This is a genomic window from Flavobacterium sp. AK-301 (assembly GCF_058310215.1).
Genome location: NZ_JBZEES010000002.1, coordinates 328,755 through 346,635, shown reverse-complemented (window position 1 = coordinate 346,635; position 17,881 = coordinate 328,755). Strand labels below are relative to the sequence as shown.

General features: G+C 33.1%; 22 protein-coding genes and 1 tRNA gene. 4 read left to right on the top strand and 19 right to left on the bottom strand.

Going from position 1 to position 17,881, the window contains the following annotated elements; translation table 11 throughout:
• Nucleotides 1-46: 46 nt before the first annotated feature.
• The gene (gene aroB / locus AC4FQX_RS05065) at nt 47-1,114 is read right to left on the bottom strand and encodes a 3-dehydroquinate synthase (protein WP_491166588.1); all 1,068 of its coding nucleotides are present in this window, start codon (nt 1,112-1,114) and stop codon (nt 47-49) included.
• Between the two features lie 104 nt (nt 1,115-1,218).
• On the opposite strand from aroB, the gene AC4FQX_RS05060 reads away from it, so the two are divergent.
• Nucleotides 1,219-2,388: a proline dehydrogenase family protein gene (locus tag AC4FQX_RS05060; protein ID WP_491166587.1), complete on the top strand. Its 1,170-nt coding sequence runs from the start codon at nt 1,219-1,221 to the stop codon at nt 2,386-2,388.
• A 69-nt stretch (nt 2,389-2,457) separates the two neighbouring features.
• Here the strand turns inward: AC4FQX_RS05060 and AC4FQX_RS05055 are convergent, their stop codons facing one another.
• Both AC4FQX_RS05055 and AC4FQX_RS05050 read right to left on the bottom strand, forming a co-directional pair.
• Nucleotides 2,458-2,895, bottom strand: coding sequence for an acyl-CoA thioesterase (locus AC4FQX_RS05055; RefSeq protein ID WP_491166586.1), 438 nt, complete (start codon nt 2,893-2,895; stop codon nt 2,458-2,460).
• 162 nt (nt 2,896-3,057) lie between these two features.
• A complete protein-coding gene (locus AC4FQX_RS05050; protein ID WP_491166585.1) occupies nt 3,058-3,468 on the bottom strand; it encodes a hypothetical protein in 411 nt (136 codons plus the stop codon).
• A 318-nt stretch (nt 3,469-3,786) separates the two neighbouring features.
• Here AC4FQX_RS05050 and AC4FQX_RS05045 point away from each other — a divergent pair, with 318 nt between their 5' ends.
• Both AC4FQX_RS05045 and AC4FQX_RS05040 read left to right on the top strand, forming a co-directional pair.
• Nucleotides 3,787-5,028 carry a site-specific integrase gene (locus AC4FQX_RS05045; RefSeq protein WP_491166584.1) on the top strand — a complete coding sequence of 414 codons (1,242 nt, stop codon included), beginning with the start codon at nt 3,787-3,789 and terminating at the stop codon, nt 5,026-5,028.
• Between the two features lie 10 nt (nt 5,029-5,038).
• A complete protein-coding gene (locus tag AC4FQX_RS05040) occupies nt 5,039-6,355 on the top strand; it encodes a site-specific integrase (protein ID WP_491166583.1) in 1,317 nt (438 codons plus the stop codon).
• 75 nt (nt 6,356-6,430) lie between these two features.
• Here AC4FQX_RS05040 and AC4FQX_RS05035 read toward each other — a convergent pair whose 3' ends face one another.
• The 13 genes from AC4FQX_RS05035 to AC4FQX_RS04975 form a co-directional block, all read right to left on the bottom strand.
• Complete coding sequence (locus AC4FQX_RS05035) at nt 6,431-7,165, bottom strand: HNH endonuclease (protein ID WP_491166582.1); 735 nt, start codon at nt 7,163-7,165, stop codon at nt 6,431-6,433.
• A 1-nt stretch (nt 7,166) separates the two neighbouring features.
• Complete coding sequence (locus AC4FQX_RS05030; protein ID WP_491166581.1) at nt 7,167-8,183, bottom strand: AAA family ATPase; 1,017 nt, start codon at nt 8,181-8,183, stop codon at nt 7,167-7,169.
• Entirely contained in the window at nt 8,158-8,316 is a 159-nt protein-coding gene (locus tag AC4FQX_RS05025) for an AAA family ATPase (RefSeq protein ID WP_491166580.1), read from the bottom strand. The genes AC4FQX_RS05030 and AC4FQX_RS05025 overlap by 26 nt, the downstream gene beginning before the upstream one ends.
• A 250-nt stretch (nt 8,317-8,566) precedes the next feature.
• A complete protein-coding gene (locus AC4FQX_RS05020) occupies nt 8,567-8,980 on the bottom strand; it encodes a hypothetical protein (RefSeq protein ID WP_491166579.1) in 414 nt (137 codons plus the stop codon).
• A gap of 18 nt (nt 8,981-8,998) precedes the next feature.
• On the bottom strand, nt 8,999-9,823 hold the full coding sequence (locus AC4FQX_RS05015) for a DUF5712 family protein (RefSeq protein WP_491166578.1): 825 nt from the start codon (nt 9,821-9,823) through the stop codon (nt 8,999-9,001).
• A gap of 3 nt (nt 9,824-9,826) precedes the next feature.
• Nucleotides 9,827-10,414: a BfmA/BtgA family mobilization protein gene (locus AC4FQX_RS05010; protein WP_491166577.1), complete on the bottom strand. Its 588-nt coding sequence runs from the start codon at nt 10,412-10,414 to the stop codon at nt 9,827-9,829.
• A 279-nt stretch (nt 10,415-10,693) separates the two neighbouring features.
• Nucleotides 10,694-11,041, bottom strand: a complete 348-nt coding sequence (locus AC4FQX_RS05005; protein WP_491166576.1) for a helix-turn-helix domain-containing protein — start codon at nt 11,039-11,041, stop codon at nt 10,694-10,696.
• Between the two features lie 153 nt (nt 11,042-11,194).
• Nucleotides 11,195-11,560 carry an RteC domain-containing protein gene (locus tag AC4FQX_RS05000; RefSeq protein WP_491166575.1) on the bottom strand — a complete coding sequence of 122 codons (366 nt, stop codon included), beginning with the start codon at nt 11,558-11,560 and terminating at the stop codon, nt 11,195-11,197.
• 43 nt (nt 11,561-11,603) lie between these two features.
• A complete protein-coding gene (locus tag AC4FQX_RS04995) occupies nt 11,604-11,834 on the bottom strand; it encodes a hypothetical protein (RefSeq protein ID WP_491166574.1) in 231 nt (76 codons plus the stop codon).
• 202 nt (nt 11,835-12,036) lie between these two features.
• Complete coding sequence (locus tag AC4FQX_RS04990; RefSeq protein WP_491166573.1) at nt 12,037-13,002, bottom strand: AraC family transcriptional regulator; 966 nt, start codon at nt 13,000-13,002, stop codon at nt 12,037-12,039.
• Nucleotides 12,999-13,430 carry a helix-turn-helix domain-containing protein gene (locus AC4FQX_RS04985; RefSeq protein WP_491166572.1) on the bottom strand — a complete coding sequence of 144 codons (432 nt, stop codon included), beginning with the start codon at nt 13,428-13,430 and terminating at the stop codon, nt 12,999-13,001. Before AC4FQX_RS04985 ends, AC4FQX_RS04990 begins: the two co-directional genes overlap by 4 nt.
• Nucleotides 13,431-13,612: 182 nt before the next feature.
• The gene (locus AC4FQX_RS04980) at nt 13,613-14,032 is read right to left on the bottom strand and encodes a GNAT family N-acetyltransferase (RefSeq protein WP_491166571.1); all 420 of its coding nucleotides are present in this window, start codon (nt 14,030-14,032) and stop codon (nt 13,613-13,615) included.
• Between the two features lie 65 nt (nt 14,033-14,097).
• Nucleotides 14,098-15,144: a bifunctional transcriptional activator/DNA repair enzyme AdaA gene (locus AC4FQX_RS04975; RefSeq protein ID WP_491166570.1), complete on the bottom strand. Its 1,047-nt coding sequence runs from the start codon at nt 15,142-15,144 to the stop codon at nt 14,098-14,100.
• A gap of 169 nt (nt 15,145-15,313) precedes the next feature.
• Between AC4FQX_RS04975 and AC4FQX_RS04970 the strand changes: the two genes are divergently transcribed.
• Nucleotides 15,314-15,493, top strand: a complete 180-nt coding sequence (locus tag AC4FQX_RS04970; protein ID WP_491166569.1) for a hypothetical protein — start codon at nt 15,314-15,316, stop codon at nt 15,491-15,493.
• Nucleotides 15,494-15,924: 431 nt separating this feature from the next.
• Here AC4FQX_RS04970 and AC4FQX_RS04965 read toward each other — a convergent pair whose 3' ends face one another.
• The 3 genes from AC4FQX_RS04965 to AC4FQX_RS04955 all read right to left on the bottom strand — a co-directional run bounded on the left by AC4FQX_RS04965 (nt 15,925) and on the right by AC4FQX_RS04955 (nt 17,824).
• Nucleotides 15,925-16,344, bottom strand: a complete 420-nt coding sequence (locus AC4FQX_RS04965; protein ID WP_491166568.1) for an ester cyclase — start codon at nt 16,342-16,344, stop codon at nt 15,925-15,927.
• Nucleotides 16,345-16,446: 102 nt separating this feature from the next.
• Nucleotides 16,447-17,028 carry a Crp/Fnr family transcriptional regulator gene (locus tag AC4FQX_RS04960; RefSeq protein ID WP_491166567.1) on the bottom strand — a complete coding sequence of 194 codons (582 nt, stop codon included), beginning with the start codon at nt 17,026-17,028 and terminating at the stop codon, nt 16,447-16,449.
• A 721-nt stretch (nt 17,029-17,749) separates the two neighbouring features.
• Nucleotides 17,750-17,824 (bottom strand) — tRNA-Val (locus AC4FQX_RS04955).
• Nucleotides 17,825-17,881: the final 57 nt, after the last annotated feature.

Here is a 17,881-nt window from a genome sequence, read left to right as displayed (position 1 = left end):
AAAATATTATATCTGAAATAAAAACATTTTCATTAAAAAAAAGACATTATGATTTATAATCTATAAAAGCTTCTTTAATAAATTCATTTTCAATAAATTGGTCAATAATTATTTCTCCTATTTTATTGATAAGAGCAAATTGAATTCGACCATATTCATTCTTTTTATCATGAATAAGCAGATCCAGTATAGGTTGAATATCTTCTTCGTTAAATATAATGTCATCAAAAATATTTTTGATAACACTTTTGATCTCTTTATACTCTTCTAAAGTAATATATTTTTTTTTCATAGAGAGAAAAGATTCCAGTATCATTCCCACGGCAATTGCTTCTCCATGCAAAAGAGTGGTCTTATTTTCATTTTCTAAAAAATAAGATTCTATGGCATGCCCTAAAGTATGTCCGAAATTTAGCGCTTTTCGAAGTCCTTTTTCTTTTGGATCTGCCATTACGATTTTATTTTTAATCACTATAGAATCATAGATTAACTGATCCAGATCATCAGAACTCAGCACAGACAAATCTGAAAACTGTTCCCAGTATTTTTTATCATATATCAAACCGTGTTTCAGCATTTCAGCTAATCCGGAGCGCATTTCATTCTGAGGAAGAGTTTCTAAATACTGTGTATCAATAAGAATCATATTTGGGACGTTAAAAACACCTATTTGGTTTTTTAAATTCCCCAGATCGATTCCGTTTTTACCTCCTACAGAAGCATCGACCATAGACAGGAGCGTAGTAGGAATATTGACAATATCAATTCCTCTTTTAAAAGTAGAAGCTACAAATCCGCCCAAATCTGTTACAACACCACCACCCAAATTGATCATTAAACTTTTTCTGTCGGCTCCTAATTCTGTCAGCACTTCCCAAATCTGAACACAGGTTTCAATATTTTTAAAACTTTCTCCTGCTTCAAATTCTATAATTTCCATAGGAACTTCTGTTACTATATTGGGTAGAAACAGAGGTAAACAATGTTCATTAGTATTGCTGTCAACAAGTATAAACAGTTTAGAATATTGTTTATCAAGCAATAAATTATTTAAGGCTTCATAAGCGTTTTCATTAAAGTAAATCAAGTAATCATTGGCTTGAATAGGCTGCATAACTGTATTTTGTTTGAATCAATAAATTTAAGATGCAAAATAAGACAATTTATGAGAAAAAATAAGCTAATAGTATTTATATTTGCGAAAATATACGATTTAATATGGATAAAATATTTGATAATACACAAGTTGCTTTCAGTCTCAAAAGCGATTCAGAGCTTGACAGAGCTTACTTTTTGTTTAAAATGATTGACTCGGAGCCATTAGTCAGAATTGGTACTGCGGTCACTAATTTTGCTATAAAAGCACATCTCCCTGTAGAAAAACTGATTAGAGCTACTGTATTTGATCATTTTTGTGGTGGGACTACGGAGGAAGACTGTTTACCTGTAGTAGACAAAATGTTTACAAAAGGAGTTTCTTCTATTTTGGATTATTCTGTTGAAGGGAAAGAAGAGGAGGCACAGTTTAATGCTGCAATGGAGAAAACATTAAAAACGATTGATTTTGCTCAGGAAAGAAAATCAATTCCTTTTGCGGTTTTTAAACCAACCGGTTTTGGACGTTTTGAATTGTATGAAAAACTAGGTGAAGGTGTGGCTTTTACAGAATCAGAGCAACAAGAATGGAATAGAGTAGTAGAGCGTTTTGATATAGTATGTAAAGCAGCTCATGATAAAGATGTTCCTTTACTGATAGATGCTGAACACAGCTGGATGCAGAATGCTGCGGATAATCTGGTTACTGAAATGATGCAAAAATATAATAAAGAAAAAGCGATTGTTTTCAATACTTTACAAATGTATCGCTGGGATCGATTGGATTATCTTAAACAATTACATGAACAGGCAAAAACAGAAGGCTTCCATATTGGAATGAAACTAGTACGCGGAGCTTATATGGAAGCGGAAAACGCGCGCGCTGTAGAAAAAGGGTATAAATCCCCTATATGTGAATCAAAACCGGCTACAGACACTAATTATGATACAGCAGTTCAGTATATGGTAGACCATATCGATACAATGGCTGTTTTTGCAGGAACTCATAATGAAGACAGTTCTTATAAATTAATGAAGCTTATTACTGAAAAAGATTTGTCTAAAAATGATAGAAGACTTTGGTTTGGTCAGTTATATGGTATGAGTGATAATATCAGCTATAATCTTGCAGAGCAGGGATATAATGATGCTAAATATCTACCTTTTGGACCAGTAAGAGATGTTATGCCGTACTTAATCAGAAGAGCGGAAGAAAACACTTCTGTTGCAGGGCAGACCAGTAGAGAGCTTAACTTGATTAAAACAGAAAGAAGCAGAAGAAAAGGAAAATAATCTTTTCTTTTAAGAATGAATAAACCAGCCTAAATAATGATCTTATTCATTATTTAGGCTTTCTTTTATCTATAAAAGAATAAAATCATCCGCTTTAGGAAAAGAATTCATCACTTCTACAGCAATTTTAGGAACGGGAATTGCCAGTTTACGTTGGATTGTATCTATCCAGGCTCCGTCAACCGTAATTAAAGCACATGTTTTATTTTCGGAATTTAAAAACTCATGTTGTAAGCTCCACCTGGAGGCATCTGCTTTCATTTTTAATATTTTAGTAGCAATACTAATAGTGTCTCCAAAATGAATTTCTCTTCTAAAAACACATTCTTCTCTGAACAAAACAGGACCAAAGTTGCCTTGTTGCATAACACTCATAGTTAATCCTAATTCACCTAGTAATTCAATACGATGTTGTGCCCCAAAATCATAATAAGCACTGTGTCTCATATGAAAATTAGGATCCAAATCCGACCAACGAATAGAAATAGTTTTACTGAATATAGCCATTAATTTAAATGATTTAATGATTAAAAAATTTAAAGTTTGAAATATGGTATCAATATACTAATAAATAGTTGAGATGATAAATAAAATTAAAAATCAGATATTGAACTTGTTTAACAATACAATTTTCGGTTTGTTCAAAACATCGAACGATCTTAAAATCTTTTATAATATCATTTCCATTTCAAACTGATTGACAGTATTGTTTAGTCCTGTTTTTTTCAGACTTTCTGTTTTCTGTATCAGGCGGGAATCTACGTTATTTATACCTATAATTTTTGAAATTTGCTGAATACCGTTAAAAACCGAATTCCAGTCGGATTCTGTATCTTTAAAAGATTCGCATTGTAGAATCATTCCATTTTCAGGGTTAATTATAAAATAACCTTTAAGTCTGTTTTCTTTCAGAATCTCATAATACTGATATTTTCCTTTTTCAAGAGTGTTTTTATGATTATCCCATGAATAATACTGTTGATTCGGCAGTTCACCCCATTTTACGGCAGTATATTCCGTTTCTTTAACAGTAACATTCAGATCATAAACAGGAGATAAAACACCTTTAAAAGACTTCAATTCCCTTGTAATATGAAATCCTGCTTTTTTGTTATACTAACCTAGAAGATAAAAAGCAAAGGAAAGTAAATGAAGGTAACAGGTTAATAGTCAGAAATGAACGTCCTTTAGTGGCATTGAGTGCCTAATAGCTAAAATGCCGATTTCGGCAGATATAAGCAAGAGTTCCGTTTCTATACCGTTACCCATTTTGGACGGAGCAAAACATAGCAATTCGATGACCTTTATTGTCTGATTATAACGCTGTTTGTCTGCCGTTTACATTGTTCAAATAACTCACATAAGAAGTAAATTTATCAACTTTAAAATGTGAGCATTATGAGCAACGAACTGAAAGTCTCTTTTTATATAAAAAGAGAGAGTAGACTTGAAAAGAGCAACCCCAAAGAGCATGTAGCCTATCCGATAATCGGCAAAATCATCATCGGAAACAGCATTGCCCAATTTAGTTCCAAATTGTCTGTTCCCGAACATCTTTGGAATGTCAAATCAGGGCGAGCAATAGGCAAAAGCCGTGTTGCTGTTGAACTCAATAGGGAGATTAACAAAATCAATCTTCTGATACATTCCCACTACAAAGAAATTCTACACCGTACAGGAAAAGTTACAACCAACGAGGTTAAGAATGCTTTTCAAGGTATCGCCACCACACAGAAAACGCTGCTTGTACATTTCAAGGATATGGCAGAGGAATTTTGCAAACGGATAGGTATTGACCGTTCGGCTAACACTTATCCCAAATACAATGTCGCTTACAAAAACCTCAAACGTTTTCTCAAAGAAAAATATCACGTTGAGGATATTCCTTTGACCCAATTGGATTTACCATTCATTGAAGCCTACGACTATCACCTTCGGGTAGAACGCAAGCTCAAAGCGGAATCTATTGTTACTATTGTTGCTTTGTTATTGAAAGCCGTTCGGATAGCCTTACATCGAAACATGATAACCTATCCGCCATTCTTGGGCTACAAATTGGGGAAGCCCGAATTTGTTCAACGTACATTATCAGCCGATGAACTAGAACGGCTGATATCAACTCCGTTAAAGTCCCCAAGTCAAAGTTTTATTCGTGATTTATTCGTTTTCTCAGCCTTTACTGGACTTTCATTTATCGACTTGAAACAATTAACATGGAAACATATAATAACCGAAGAAGACGATAGCTTGTGGATTTCCATGTCGAGACAGAAAACCGATATCCCTTTCAACGTGAAGTTATTGAATATTCCTATTCGGATTATGGAGAAGTATAGAGGATTGGCAAAAAACAATCTGGTCTTTTCTGTATTGAGCCAAGGTAGAATCAACTATGCTTTGAAAATCATTGCTAAACATTGCAATATCTCAACTAAAATCAGCTTCCATGTTGCCCGACACTGCTTTGCCAGTCAATTATGCTTATCGCAAGGTGTTCCTATTGAAAGTGTCAGCCGTATGATGGGACATCGAAATATTCAGACCACTCAGCGTTATGCTCGTGTTAATAATGAGAAAATAGGCAACGATATGAAGGCACTATCAAATCGACTAGCCAACAAACTTACCTATAACCAATAATACTACAATCATGGAATACAACAGAAGTACATTCAGCATATTATTCTACCTCAATACAAGTAAGAAAAAGAAAACAGGTAAATGCCCAATAATGGGACGAATTAGTGTAGACGGAAAAAGTACCGCATTCAGTACAGGAATGGATATTCTCCCCGATGAATGGAATGCACAAGGAGGATTGGCTATCGGAAAGTCGAATACTTCGATAAACAAACAAATCGAAAATTATAAATCAGAACTGAATAACCATTATAAGGCTATGTTAGAGAATAAAGGCTACATCACTGCGGAATCTCTGAAAAATGCTTTGCGTGGTATCGGCACAAATAAAAATACTTTGATGCAGGAATTTGCAGAGCTGGTAGAAGAAAAACGAAAAAGTGTAGGAATCAAAATAAAAGGATCTACTTATCCTGTATATCCGAATGCTTACAGGCATCTGAAAGATTTTCTAGCGATAAAATACAATGTAACCGATATTCCGTTCGGAAAAGTGGATATAGCATTTATTGAAGCCTATTCGCTTTATCTAAAGCTGGACTTGCGTATGACTCCAAGAACGGTTAAATGTAACTTAATTCCCTTACGAACTTGTATCACAAAGGCTAAATACAAGGGGCTGATACTGCAAGATCCATTTTTTGATTTTGTTTCCGAAAAGATAATACCTAAACGTCCGTGGCTCACGATGGATGAGATAGAACGTTTAATGAGAGTACACACCAAACATGCTACATGGAACTTTACTCGGGATATGTTTATTTTCTGCGTATTTACAGGTATTACATGTATCGATTTAAGGAATCTGCAACACTCTAATTTTCAACGGCAGGAAGATGGCAGTTTATGGATTGTGCTGAATAGACAAAAGACAGGAACAACTTCTTATATTCCACTCTTGGATATTCCGATTCAGATTCTTGACAGATATAAAAACTCGGAATTTGCAGGAGAGGCTGGAAGTATTTTCAAATTACAAACTCATGTGAATATGAATTGGCAACTGAAACGGCTTGCTAAAATAGCCAAGATTGATAAACGGCTGACATTCCATATGAGCCGATTTTCGTTTGCCACTACCATCTGTCTAACACAAGGTGTCCCGATTGAAAGTCTTAGTCAAATGATGGGACATTTATCAATCAAAACTACTCAAATCTATGCAGAGGTTACTCGAACCAAGATTAATGAAGATATGACGACTTTGGCGGAGAGAACTCAGGGGAAATATGAGCTATCTGAAAACGATGGTAAAATATATAAAATGGGTAGGAGGAATAGAAGATTCCCTGAAAGGGAAGTCAATCAACATTTAGAGAGGACATGAACTGAGATTTGCCCCCGAAACATAACTGCTACCTTCGCTTAGAAAGTAGCAGTTTTAAATTGTAATAGTTTAAACTTACAATATTAACTCTTTAGATCTATTATGAAGTAGCTCAAATTCATCATTCCAAATCCCGTGCGTCATCATTTTACTTTTGATTTCATAATAAGTATCATTTGAATGTAAAATTGTGGCGCAAGTTGCAGAGTAAATACTGCAAGATTGACATTCATTTAAAATATCCTCAATAATATTTTTCAATTTGTTTTTTCTCTGAGTTATTGAGTTAGTCTCAAATAACTCAAGCCTTTCATATGCTTTTTCTATAGATTTTTCTAAAGCTTCACCAACTTCAAATCTTTTCTTCACAACTCTTTCTGTATGATTTAAATCAACCACATCAATTGTTTTCTTGCCTTTCTCATCTTTGGGTATAAACCTATATAACCTAAAAGATAAATGGTTTGAAGGAGTATCAATAAATGGATTAATTATTGGTTCAGTTAAAACATCATGAGTGCTTTTCGCTCCATTACATCTTTTGCACGAAGGCAATAAATTCTCCCAAACTAAGACTTTATGAGGATTATTATCTTTGTCCTCAAAATGCTCAACTTCCATGTATTTTGATTCTTCTTTCAAATTGCATTCACAATAAGCACACTTACCATAACTTATCTCTAGAAGACAATCTTTTAACCACCCTAAATTCCAAACATTAGTCTTATTCTTGATGAATTCTGCTGTTTGAGAAGCAATAAAGGCAGGGGTCAATTTTATTGGTGTAATATTTCGTTCTAATTTTATCATATTATCTTAATCCAGCCAATTGAAACTTCAGTAATTTTCTTAATGTGTTTTCTGGATGCAGTAAACTGTCAATCTGAGAATAAATATTTTCTGCTTTTTTAAAATTTTCTTCTTCAACAGCCCTATCAAAACTAGAAAGTAGCTCATTGAAAATATCTGTTCTAAGGTCATTCATTCCCATAACATCAGTCAAGACTTCTTCAATCGTCCAACCTTGAAACCCAAATTCAGGATTAGGCAATTTTCTTTGAATAACATCCCCTCCTTCAAACCCTAACGCCATAATTTGGTTAGGTTTAGCTGCTTGTATAACATGGGGGCTATGAGTAGATGCAAAAAATTGAACATTAGGAAATACTTTTAGTAAAATATCGACTATTTTTTCTTGCCATTCAGGGTGTAGGTGTAACTCTATTTCATCAATTAGAATAATACCATGAAAATTATCAGCAGTAATCTGAGGTTCTTTAAACCTAAATTCTATTTCTTTAATTATACCAAATAAAATTGAAATAACAGACTTAAATCCTGAAGACAAATATTCATAATATATCTCTCCACTAGGTGTATTTATCATTATTTCATTTGATGATGCATTGACTTTACTAAATGTAAAATTATCGTTAAGAAGTGAAAAGCAGCTTTTAGCCAGTTCGAAATTTTTAATTTGCTCCAGACTTAATGCTCCAGCATGTGGAGAGTATAAATATCTATTAACAAACCAATTTTTTATATCAGAAAGATTTATTCCATTTCTTGCATCATTCCAAAGAATATGGTTTTCTTTTTGTCCATCTTTTGTAACAGAATCAAGAGCCTGATATATAAATGTTCTCGTTGTTTTTAATGAGAGTAATTGATTTGAGTATTGGTGTAGACCATTAATCTGCGATCCTTTCTCTGGAAGAAATGTATCAAATTGGATGCTACTATTCTCTATTTCTCCTTCGCAATTAACTTCGGCTTCAATTGTACTTTTGGGAGATGCTACATTACGTTTTAGGATAGTTGTTAACATGTGCAATAGACTCTAAAATAGTGGTTTTCCCTACTCCATTTGGGCCACATAACAGATTCATTTTTTCATTAAATGAAAGACTGAGATCTTTAATACCTCCAACTCCTTCAATTTTGATCTTGTTTAGCTTCATTGTCGAAATTATTTAATTTTGCGAAAATACTCATAAAAAAAGACTTATAAGTTATTTTTTAAGTTTTCCCTAAAATATTCATTTAAAACTATTTGCCAATCACCCTCTACTCCGTCTCACACCTCACTCAGCAGAAGTTATTATCGGGCAATCGGTTATTATCGTGGGCTTCCGCCTCCAAAACGGCTGGGAAACCATAAGCGGTAAATAACCGAAGTTGCACGGTAAATTACTTCGGGAGCAATGAGCCTCACACCTCTTCCTCCCTTGAAAAATAAGAAACTAAATCCTCTACCGATGCTACATAGTTAGAGCCGTCAATGGATTGGAATCCTAACTTTTCAGCAAATGAACTACTCTTTTCGTTAGTTGATTCTATTCCAATATACTTAAATCCATACTTTACAGCCATTTCGGTTAGTAAATGAACGAAATGTGTTCCATGTCCTACACGCTCTTTGCTAAAGCCAATTCGGGCAATAATAAGACAATCAGGAGGGAACAAGCTTTCAACTCTTCGGATACGCAAATAGAGGTCTATTCGGCTATTCTTTCGGCTGGTTACAATATTGTCAGATGTCAGATATACCAACGAAAGACGGTACTTGAATCGTTCCATCAGGTATATATCTATTTCTTCGCATATTATTTCGTATTCGTTCATACTATTCTTTTTTGAGATTTATCTTCTGAATCCTTGTCTTGGCTTTTGTTCTATTTTTACAATCTTTTTTTCTTTCATTGTCTGCTCATTAACTACTGCATTTTCCGTATTGATAACTTTCTGATTTTCTTGTTTGTTTTTTCTTTCATCGGTAATCTGTCGTTCCTGCATGTTGAGTTGCTCATTTATACTCCCATTCTTCATCACATTACAATACTCAAAAGTTTCTGTTAGTTGCCTATCGTACTCAAACAACTCATCAAAACCTTGTTCTACAGACTGAAAGAGATTAGACCTATCAAAACCGCCTTTAATAGCTCCTTTCTTCGTATCTCGGTGGTTGGTTAATGGAGATAGCTTCTTTTTGTTGGATTGGTCTTTACGACTGACTATCAAATGACAGTGCATATTTAGTTCATTATCTGATCTATCTCTATCTCTATCGAAATGTATCTTCCCATAGAATTTTATATCTTCTGCATCTAGTCCTTTGTTGAAGTTCTTGGCATATTCAGGTACAAATACTTCCCGAATATATTTTTTCATGGCTTCCGCTTGTTCCTGCTCCGTACTCCCCATTGATTGCAACTCTTTTTCCGATGGGCTAACATGGATAGCATAAAACTTAGCATCCGCTTTTAGAAGTTGGGCTTTGTTGTTGTCTATGTCTTTTACAACTTGCGATTTGTACAGATTTTTTTCAGTCAGATTGAAAAAGCCCTCTGTATAAATACCTTGCTCCATCCTTTCCATATCCTCGTGTTCGAGGTAATTGCATAACTTTCGGCTACTGCCTGCATTGTTGTATGTGCCTTTTGATGGTGGCGGAAAATCTATATTCATGGTTTACTTTTCATTTATCAGATTGATTATCTCCGTTTTTAGATTCTCTTTTCGCTTGCCGTCCATTACTCCGCAAGCTGACAGCTCCGAATAAAGGGCAATCAGTTTTAACAGTTTCTTGTTGTCTCTCTGCTGTACTTGAGATAGGTTGTTGATAACTTTGGAATGATTTGTGATAACCTCCGCTTGTTTTCCAAACTGCTCATCTAATTTTCTTAAAACAGTAATTAAAATATCCTTTGAATTGGCTACTTCCGAATCTAGTTTCTCAGATAACGTTTTAATAACTGTATCGAATTTTACAGCTATGGAATTGCTTGTTCGTATCATTGGATTGAGTTGTTCTTCTTCGTAATATCTAATAAAACGAATCAGGTCATCTTGCCGTTTATTGATCTTCCTTAGTTCAGATTTTGTCGATTCAGGTGTTTCACTTGGGTTGATATTTGCCTTGTCCAAATACAGAAAAGCTAATTTTATGGCTTCACTCTTTTTCAGTGAATAGCGTTTACAGAGTTTATCTACTAAACGGCTCGTTTCTTTGTCTATGGAAATAGTGGTGAACACTATTTTTCTATTTTGATTTTGCATAGTAATTACTTTTTAATGGAAAATAGCACATTTAAGCTATTGATTATAAGAACTTAATGGAATACACCTATTAGAGGTGTAATTACAGTGCTTTTTCATAAAGCACTAAAGCCGAAGGCTTTGCCCCGCAGGGCAAGAGGAGAACAGGACGATAGTCCAGTTCCCTCTTGCTCAATTCAGCAAAAACAAAAAGAGCGATAAGCGATGTTGTTTCGGCTGAATGCGGAGCGGTATTGCAAGGCGGTTGACCAAACATAGCCTTCATCATTCTGCATCAAACTACACTGATGCATCATTTGGGGTTTTATCCTTTGGATGCTTCTTTTCGAAGCTTCGATAAGTACCCAAATCCATATGTTCCCGAACGAAGTTTCGAACATCATTTATTCGATAATAGGTTTTATGACCTATCGAGAAATAAGGTAATTTCTTTGCTGTTCTATACCTTTGGAGAGTACGATAAGATACTTTGAGAAGAAATGCTAAATCTTGGTTATCCATAATTTTCTCATCCTCTTCCAATACATCTTTGGTTTGAGTAAAAGATCTGAGGTCTTTGCCTATGTCATTGAGCTTGGCGGATAATTTTTCCATCCAAGACACAAAATCGTTATTGTCTAAATACATAACTGTTTTTTTTTGAAATTAATAATTGAGATTAATTCCAATCGATTGGTGAAGCAAAGCTCGGACAATAGATGACACAAAAATAGAGGAGTAGTTAACTACTCCCCCAAAAGTTTCTCGCAATACAGTAATATTTAACATATTGCAAAACGGTTATTTTTCATCTTGTTTATTTTTGCCCTCTTTATCCTTACGGATGATGAGATTTTTTAAGAAATCAAGGGCTTTCGTCCGATTGAATGGTTTACGGTTAAATACCTGTTCTTGTTGGTCATAGATACTACTAAAATTGCAGTTGAACATCTTTTGAAAAGCATCAGCAATCTGGTTCAGGCATGCAGGTTTACCGTTCCGCTGGAACACTTTCTTGGAAAGGAATAAAGCAACTACAATTTCTCCCAGAGCAACAATCCCCAAGTCTTTTGACTTAGGGATAATATAAAGTTCAGATTCAAATGTAGATTGTTCGGATTGTCGGAACTGTTCAGGATACCGAATTTTGAGGTTTAGCAGTTCCAATTCAGAATTGAGAATTGCAATAGTTTTCTGACAGTAGAGTTTTTTAAGCGCATTTTTCCCCCTGCTCGTATAAAAATTGTGTTTGTAATGATTGGAACTCTATACGAGTCAAATTCAATGACCGAAAAGCAGTCTGATAATCTGCTTCGGATTGGTTTAAGGTTAATACTTCTGCTACAAAGTTTTCATAAGCACTTTTCATCCTTTCATTTGTAATTTTCTGCGAGCTCTCATTCATCAGACCGAAAAACTCTGTTCTAATTAAATCATTCATAAGCATATTTTTTAAAAGTGAATAAATTGGATTATATATTGATTAATCCTTGTATGCTGAATGATATCATTTGTCAAAAAACATTATTATTTTCTGCTTTTCTTATGATAGAAATATTGTTTGTCTAAGCAATAGTCATCTATTTCGTGTGATAAATTTTCCCAATATATTTCTGTTATCCAAAAAATAGCTAGAAATTAGACTAATTGAGGGCTTCAAGTATATCATCTATAAATTTCATTGCCTTTTTTTCTATTTCTACAGTGAGATATTTAAGGTTATCAAAATCTGGTTTTTCGATGAGTGTGTGTTCCACAATTGCAAACCCTTCGTTAATTTCTGAGGATATATTGTATTTATTCCAATCACTGCCTTTAAATATTTCCCAATATTCTTTTTGTATTTGTCTGTTTTGTGCTCCTAGCCAAATACCAAATTGCATTTTCTCATGATTGAATCCAATCCCTATTCTAAGCTTTTTACTTCTCATAGATATAGGAGTTAACGTGAAATATGTAATATCCATATAGCCCTGATGGAAATGACCAATATAAAATGTATCAGAATATTTGTTTGTAAAGAGAGTTTTTAGTTCCATGATGTACTTGATCACCCCTCTATAAGCTTTCTGTATATCTCCTATTTCCAATTGCTCTTTATATGATTGTATGTAGGTGTTAAGCGTTCTCATATTCTTAGGTTTTATGATAGGGATGCAGATGTCTGTTATAAATTTATGTTCTGGGTGCATTCGATGATCATTATGATAAACTTCAAAATATTCTCGCTCATCAAATAAATAGCCATTACTTTTAACCCAATAGAGTACACTTTCCCAAGCTTGCTCAAACATAATGGGTTCTATTTCGAAACTACCTATCGCGTAAAGTCCTTTACTGATAGATATATTTCTTATTTCATTATCAGACCTAATTTTTGAGTTTACTACAAGACAAGCACTCCATCTAACTTTTGAAATTTCTGTTATGTGTGGGTTATCGTGGTATATTGTTAGCGTTTCAGCATTGGAGGAATTTAACACTCTCTTTTCAAAAGCCCATCTCATCAGTTGTTCATATGCATTTGATATGCTTTCTAGTTCTCCAATACGTGTAATACCAATAAGATTTATTTCAGAAAGTTCTTTAACTTCAATATTTGTATTCATCTTTTGTTTTTTTTGATATCATTTATCCTACAAATATATTTTTCGTATGTTAACATCTCTACACCAATCTTGCTAAAATTAGATTTGTATTCGGATGGAGTTACCCCATAATATTTCTTGAATGCACGAGAGAAAGAATTCCCTGAGCAGAATCCATATTTAAGAGCTAGATCATTTATTGATTCGTTTGTACCTACAAGAATAATGGATGCAATTTTCTCTACCCTCTTTCTGCAAATGAAAGCATTTGGTGTTTCGCCTGTGATAGATATAAATATACGATGAAAATGGAATGGAGAAAAAGAGGCATATCTAGATAAAAAATCAAGAGAAAGTTCTTCATCCAGATTTGCATCAATAAAATCAATTACAATATTGACTCTTTTATTGTAATCGTTTTCTGTTTTTTTTCTCAGATTATTGTTCACTTTGACTAACTTTATAATACAAATATATGAAACTCATTTTCTTTTCAACTGATAAAAGAAACTTTCCAAAGAGATTTATTATATTTGTCTTTGAGTTATTTGAAACAATGGAAAAACTAAGCAGAGCAAAGAAGTTAGCTCGTTTCTATATCGTTACCCATTGTTGCTATTCCTTTCTTTAATTATCTGTTATTCAACGGATAAATTTCATTTCTTCTACTGTAAAGCCGGATTGCTTTTTCATTTTCCTGAATCACTTCCAGAATACATTTTGTAATACCCTTTTGTTTCAGATCCGGTAAGATGGATGTATACATATCTTTAATAATTCCTTTTCCGCGATAAGCAGGTAACACTCCAGTTCCGGTATTATAAGCCGTTTTATAGTCATTTCTGGTATCAATGGCGTGAATAACAAATCCCACTAATATATCTTTATCAAAAATACCATAGGAAAGATCATATTTTACATTAGCTAGTTCCCATCTTTTCCTGTAATAATCATAATCAGTAGGCATAGTAACAAAATAATTCTGAAAAGCTTCTGTAAAACAACTCATTAAAGTTTCAAAAGGAATAGTATCTAATTTTTTATATATCATTTTATAAACTTGGTTAGTTCAGATAACTGAATAAGAGTAAATTTAAAATATATAATAATATTATATTACCCTTTTTGATTATTTTTTTCAAAATCAAGTAACCATTCTTTTCTCCATAAACCACCGCCATATCCGGTTAAACTTCCGTCAGATCCAATAACACGATGACAGGGGATCAAAATTGAGATTCGGTTCATACCATTGGCATTGGCGACAGCACGAACTCCTTTTGGATTATCAATTTTATTAGCCTGATCCTGATAAGAACAGGTCGTTCCATAAGGGATTTCTTTTAGTATCTTCCAGACAGAGTTCTGAAAATCAGTTCCTTTTGTGTCCAACGGAACGGTGAATAACTGTCGGGTTCCTTCGAAATATTCTTTTAACTGTTGCTTTAACTCTTCAAAATAGCTGCTTTTTCCCTGAATAATGTTTGCATTATAAAGTTTTGTCAATGATTTTAATTCTGTTTCAAGCATTTTTCGGTCACTAAATTCCAGTAAACAGATACCATTATCTGTTGCACAAGCGATCATCGTTCCTAAAGGGGTTTCTAATCGGGTGAAATCAATTAAGGTCTGTTCTTTTGTTTTAGAAGGAGCTACTCCGAAAATCGTTTTGAATGAATCTCCAAATCCACTCAGAGATTCAAAACCAACATCGTAAGCGGTTGCTGTAACCGATTCTCCATTCTTGATCTTTTTAAAAGCAGAATTAATGCGATGCATTCTCTGATAAGCGTGAAAAGTAATCCCATGATTTTTTAAAAACCATCTTCGCACATTATTTGGTTCAATATTTCTCTGTACTAAATCCCAGTCCTTAATTTTTACAGACGGATTTTTCTCTATTTCATCTAACAGATCTTCTATATAAAGAGGTGTTTCATTAAAAGGATTTAGTGGTTTACAGACTTTACAGGCTCTGTAACCTTTTAAAATAGCTTCTTTTGCCGTTTTAAAGAATTCAACATTTTCTTTTTTTGGTTTTCTTGCTGTACAAGTAGGGCGACAGAATATTCCGGTTGTTTTTATTGCAGCAAAAAAAGTCCCTTCAAAAGTAGAGTCTTTATCCATAAGGGCTTTGTACATAATGTCGTTTGTAATCAGCATGATTGTAATAATTTAAGTTATTTATATTACAAATTTAATAGCTCTGTGAACGTTGTACAACCGAAAAATTAACATCTATTTTTTAGTGCAATTAGGGTGCGTGTTTTATATTAGTAGATAAATAAAATTACAATAAATGTTCTAATTTTGAATAAAAATATAAAATAATATGGTAGAGATTGTTGATTATAAGCCTGAATACAGAGAAGCTTTCAGAGATCTGAATGAAGAATGGATCTCTAATTATTTTAAAATGGAAGAAGCTGATTATACTAAATTGGGTTTTAAAAAGATAAGTGGTCGTGTAACTCCTTATGAACGTGTTGACGTTCAAATGGAATTGATATAAAATTATTTGATAAATGAATTATAATTACTATTTTAGAATATCATTTATACTGATGGTCAAGCAAAGAAGAAATTTGTGCTCACAATAATGAGATACAACTTTTGTATGATCCCAAGTAAAATGAATCTTTTGAAAATATAAGACATAAAAAAACTCCTTAATTTCTTAAGGAGTTTTTTGTGGAGTGTCAGGGATGGCAATCGAACAATTGATATGAATTTTGACGTTTTTCGAAAATATAAAATGAAGTATTTGATAAAATAAGGAGGACGTTAACGTTTCGCTTATAACTGGCAGTCGCGGATCAAAGCAAACTTAGTATTAATTAGACCTAATACTTTTTTGTGGAATTCAAAGAATGAAGTTAACAAATGTCATATAGGTTTGTTTTTGAACCCAATACTTATTACCTTGTCATTTTTATCAGAATATTATTTTTTAATTGTAGGTACTGCTCCAATTTGTTGCAATAATGCTAATAAATCAGGTTGTCCATATTCTTCTGTAATCTGATTATTAGTAAGACGATAAAAATTAGTAGCTTGTACTTTAATGCTATTTCCAGTTGGAGGGACTCCAAAAAAAGTTCCTTTATGTGTACCAGTCATTGTAAAACGAATAGCAGATTTATCGTTTTCTGAAATTATTTCTTCTAAATACCATTGGATATCAGGAAACCCTTCACGCATCATCCAAATAGTTGCCAAATATCCTGTTGGACCAATAAGAGGTTCTACTTGACCTGGTACATAAAATTTTGCTGTGGGATTAATAAGCTGTTGTGCTAAATTTTCATCAGCAGTATTAATAAATTCAACAAATTGCTTAAAGAAATTTTTATGATTTTTCATTTTTTCATTTTTAAAATTTATAATGTAAATGTACAATGGCAATTTGCAGTGAGCCAATAAACAATCTTAAGAAATTGTCTTAATATAGATTAAGAGTAAAAGCTATTTAATATGTGTTTCACTACGAATTTTGCTAAGAAATTCAGGTGTAATACCAAGATAAGAAGCTATTTGAGTATTAGGCAATCTTAATGCAAGTTGTGGATATTGTTCCAAAAAAATTAAGTAACGTTGATTTGCATTTGAGCTAATATTTTGTAATAAACGATTTTGAAGCTCAATAAATTTTTCTTCAATAATAATCCTGAAATTTCGATCAAACTTCGATACATTAACGAATAAGTAAAGTAAGTCTTGTTTTTCAATTTGCAGGATAAAAGAAGGTTCAATTGCTTCAATAAACAGTTTGCTCGGTTTTTCTGAGTAGAAACTCCCTAAATCTGCTATCCATTCATTTTCAACAGCAAAACTAATATTGTGTTCAGAGCCTTTTTCATCGATGCTATACATTTTAAAACAGCCCTTAACTACAAATGTATAATGCTTGCAAACAAAGTTTTCCTGCAAAATCATTTGTCTGCGCTTAATTTGTCGCTGTGTTATCCTTTTGTCTAATAATGAACTTTCTTCATTATTTAACGGAAGATAATTTTTAAAATATTCGATAATGGGCTGTGCAGTCAATTTCTATTTTTTTTCGTTTTGATCTTTTGCTTGTCAATAACATTAGGTTGTCAAAATGATGAATTTAGAGATATAATGTTCAAATTTAGCATTTCTGTCCTTCTTATGACAAATCTTATTAAGTAGCTATTTTTTTATCTTCCTTAATTCAGTCAAATTTACGATTAAATATTTTATTTCAATGGGTTATATAATTTGCAATGTTAATTACAATACCCAATAACGTCGATTTGCAATCATAAGTGTTCGAAACCTTATTCTGAATTCAAAATTTCATCTACTTTATTAGGGTGGAAAATCCGATACAAGGGCGTATAAATCCTTACGAACGATTTTATGCAAGATTTAAAGAAAATCTCAATGAGATAAGACTAAGAAATCTTTTCTATTTAATTTCAAAAAAAAGTTAATTAATTGCAGTAAAAATATTTCTTATATCGGCTAGAAGAAAAGCCAACTAATTGTATAAAATTAACTAAAAAAACTTTTATTGATACTATACACTTAATCTAGATCAAGGATCAAATACAAAATCTAAAGAGAAATCATAAAAAAACTACTTTAAAAATTTGAAGCGGTTTTTTAAACCAGATCGCGCGGATTTGCAATCCGTGCCCGCAACAGTGAAATACAACTTTTGCATGATCCCAAGTAGAAGGAATCTCTCGAAAACATAAGATAAGACATAAAAAAACTCCTTAATTTCTTAAGGAGTTTTTTGTGGGCGATGAGGGATTCGAACCCCCGACCCTCTGGGTGTAAACCAGATGCTCTGAACCAACTGAGCTAATCGCCCTGATTGCGTGTGCAAATATACACAAGAAATTTGCTTCTGCAACTATTTTTTAATAAA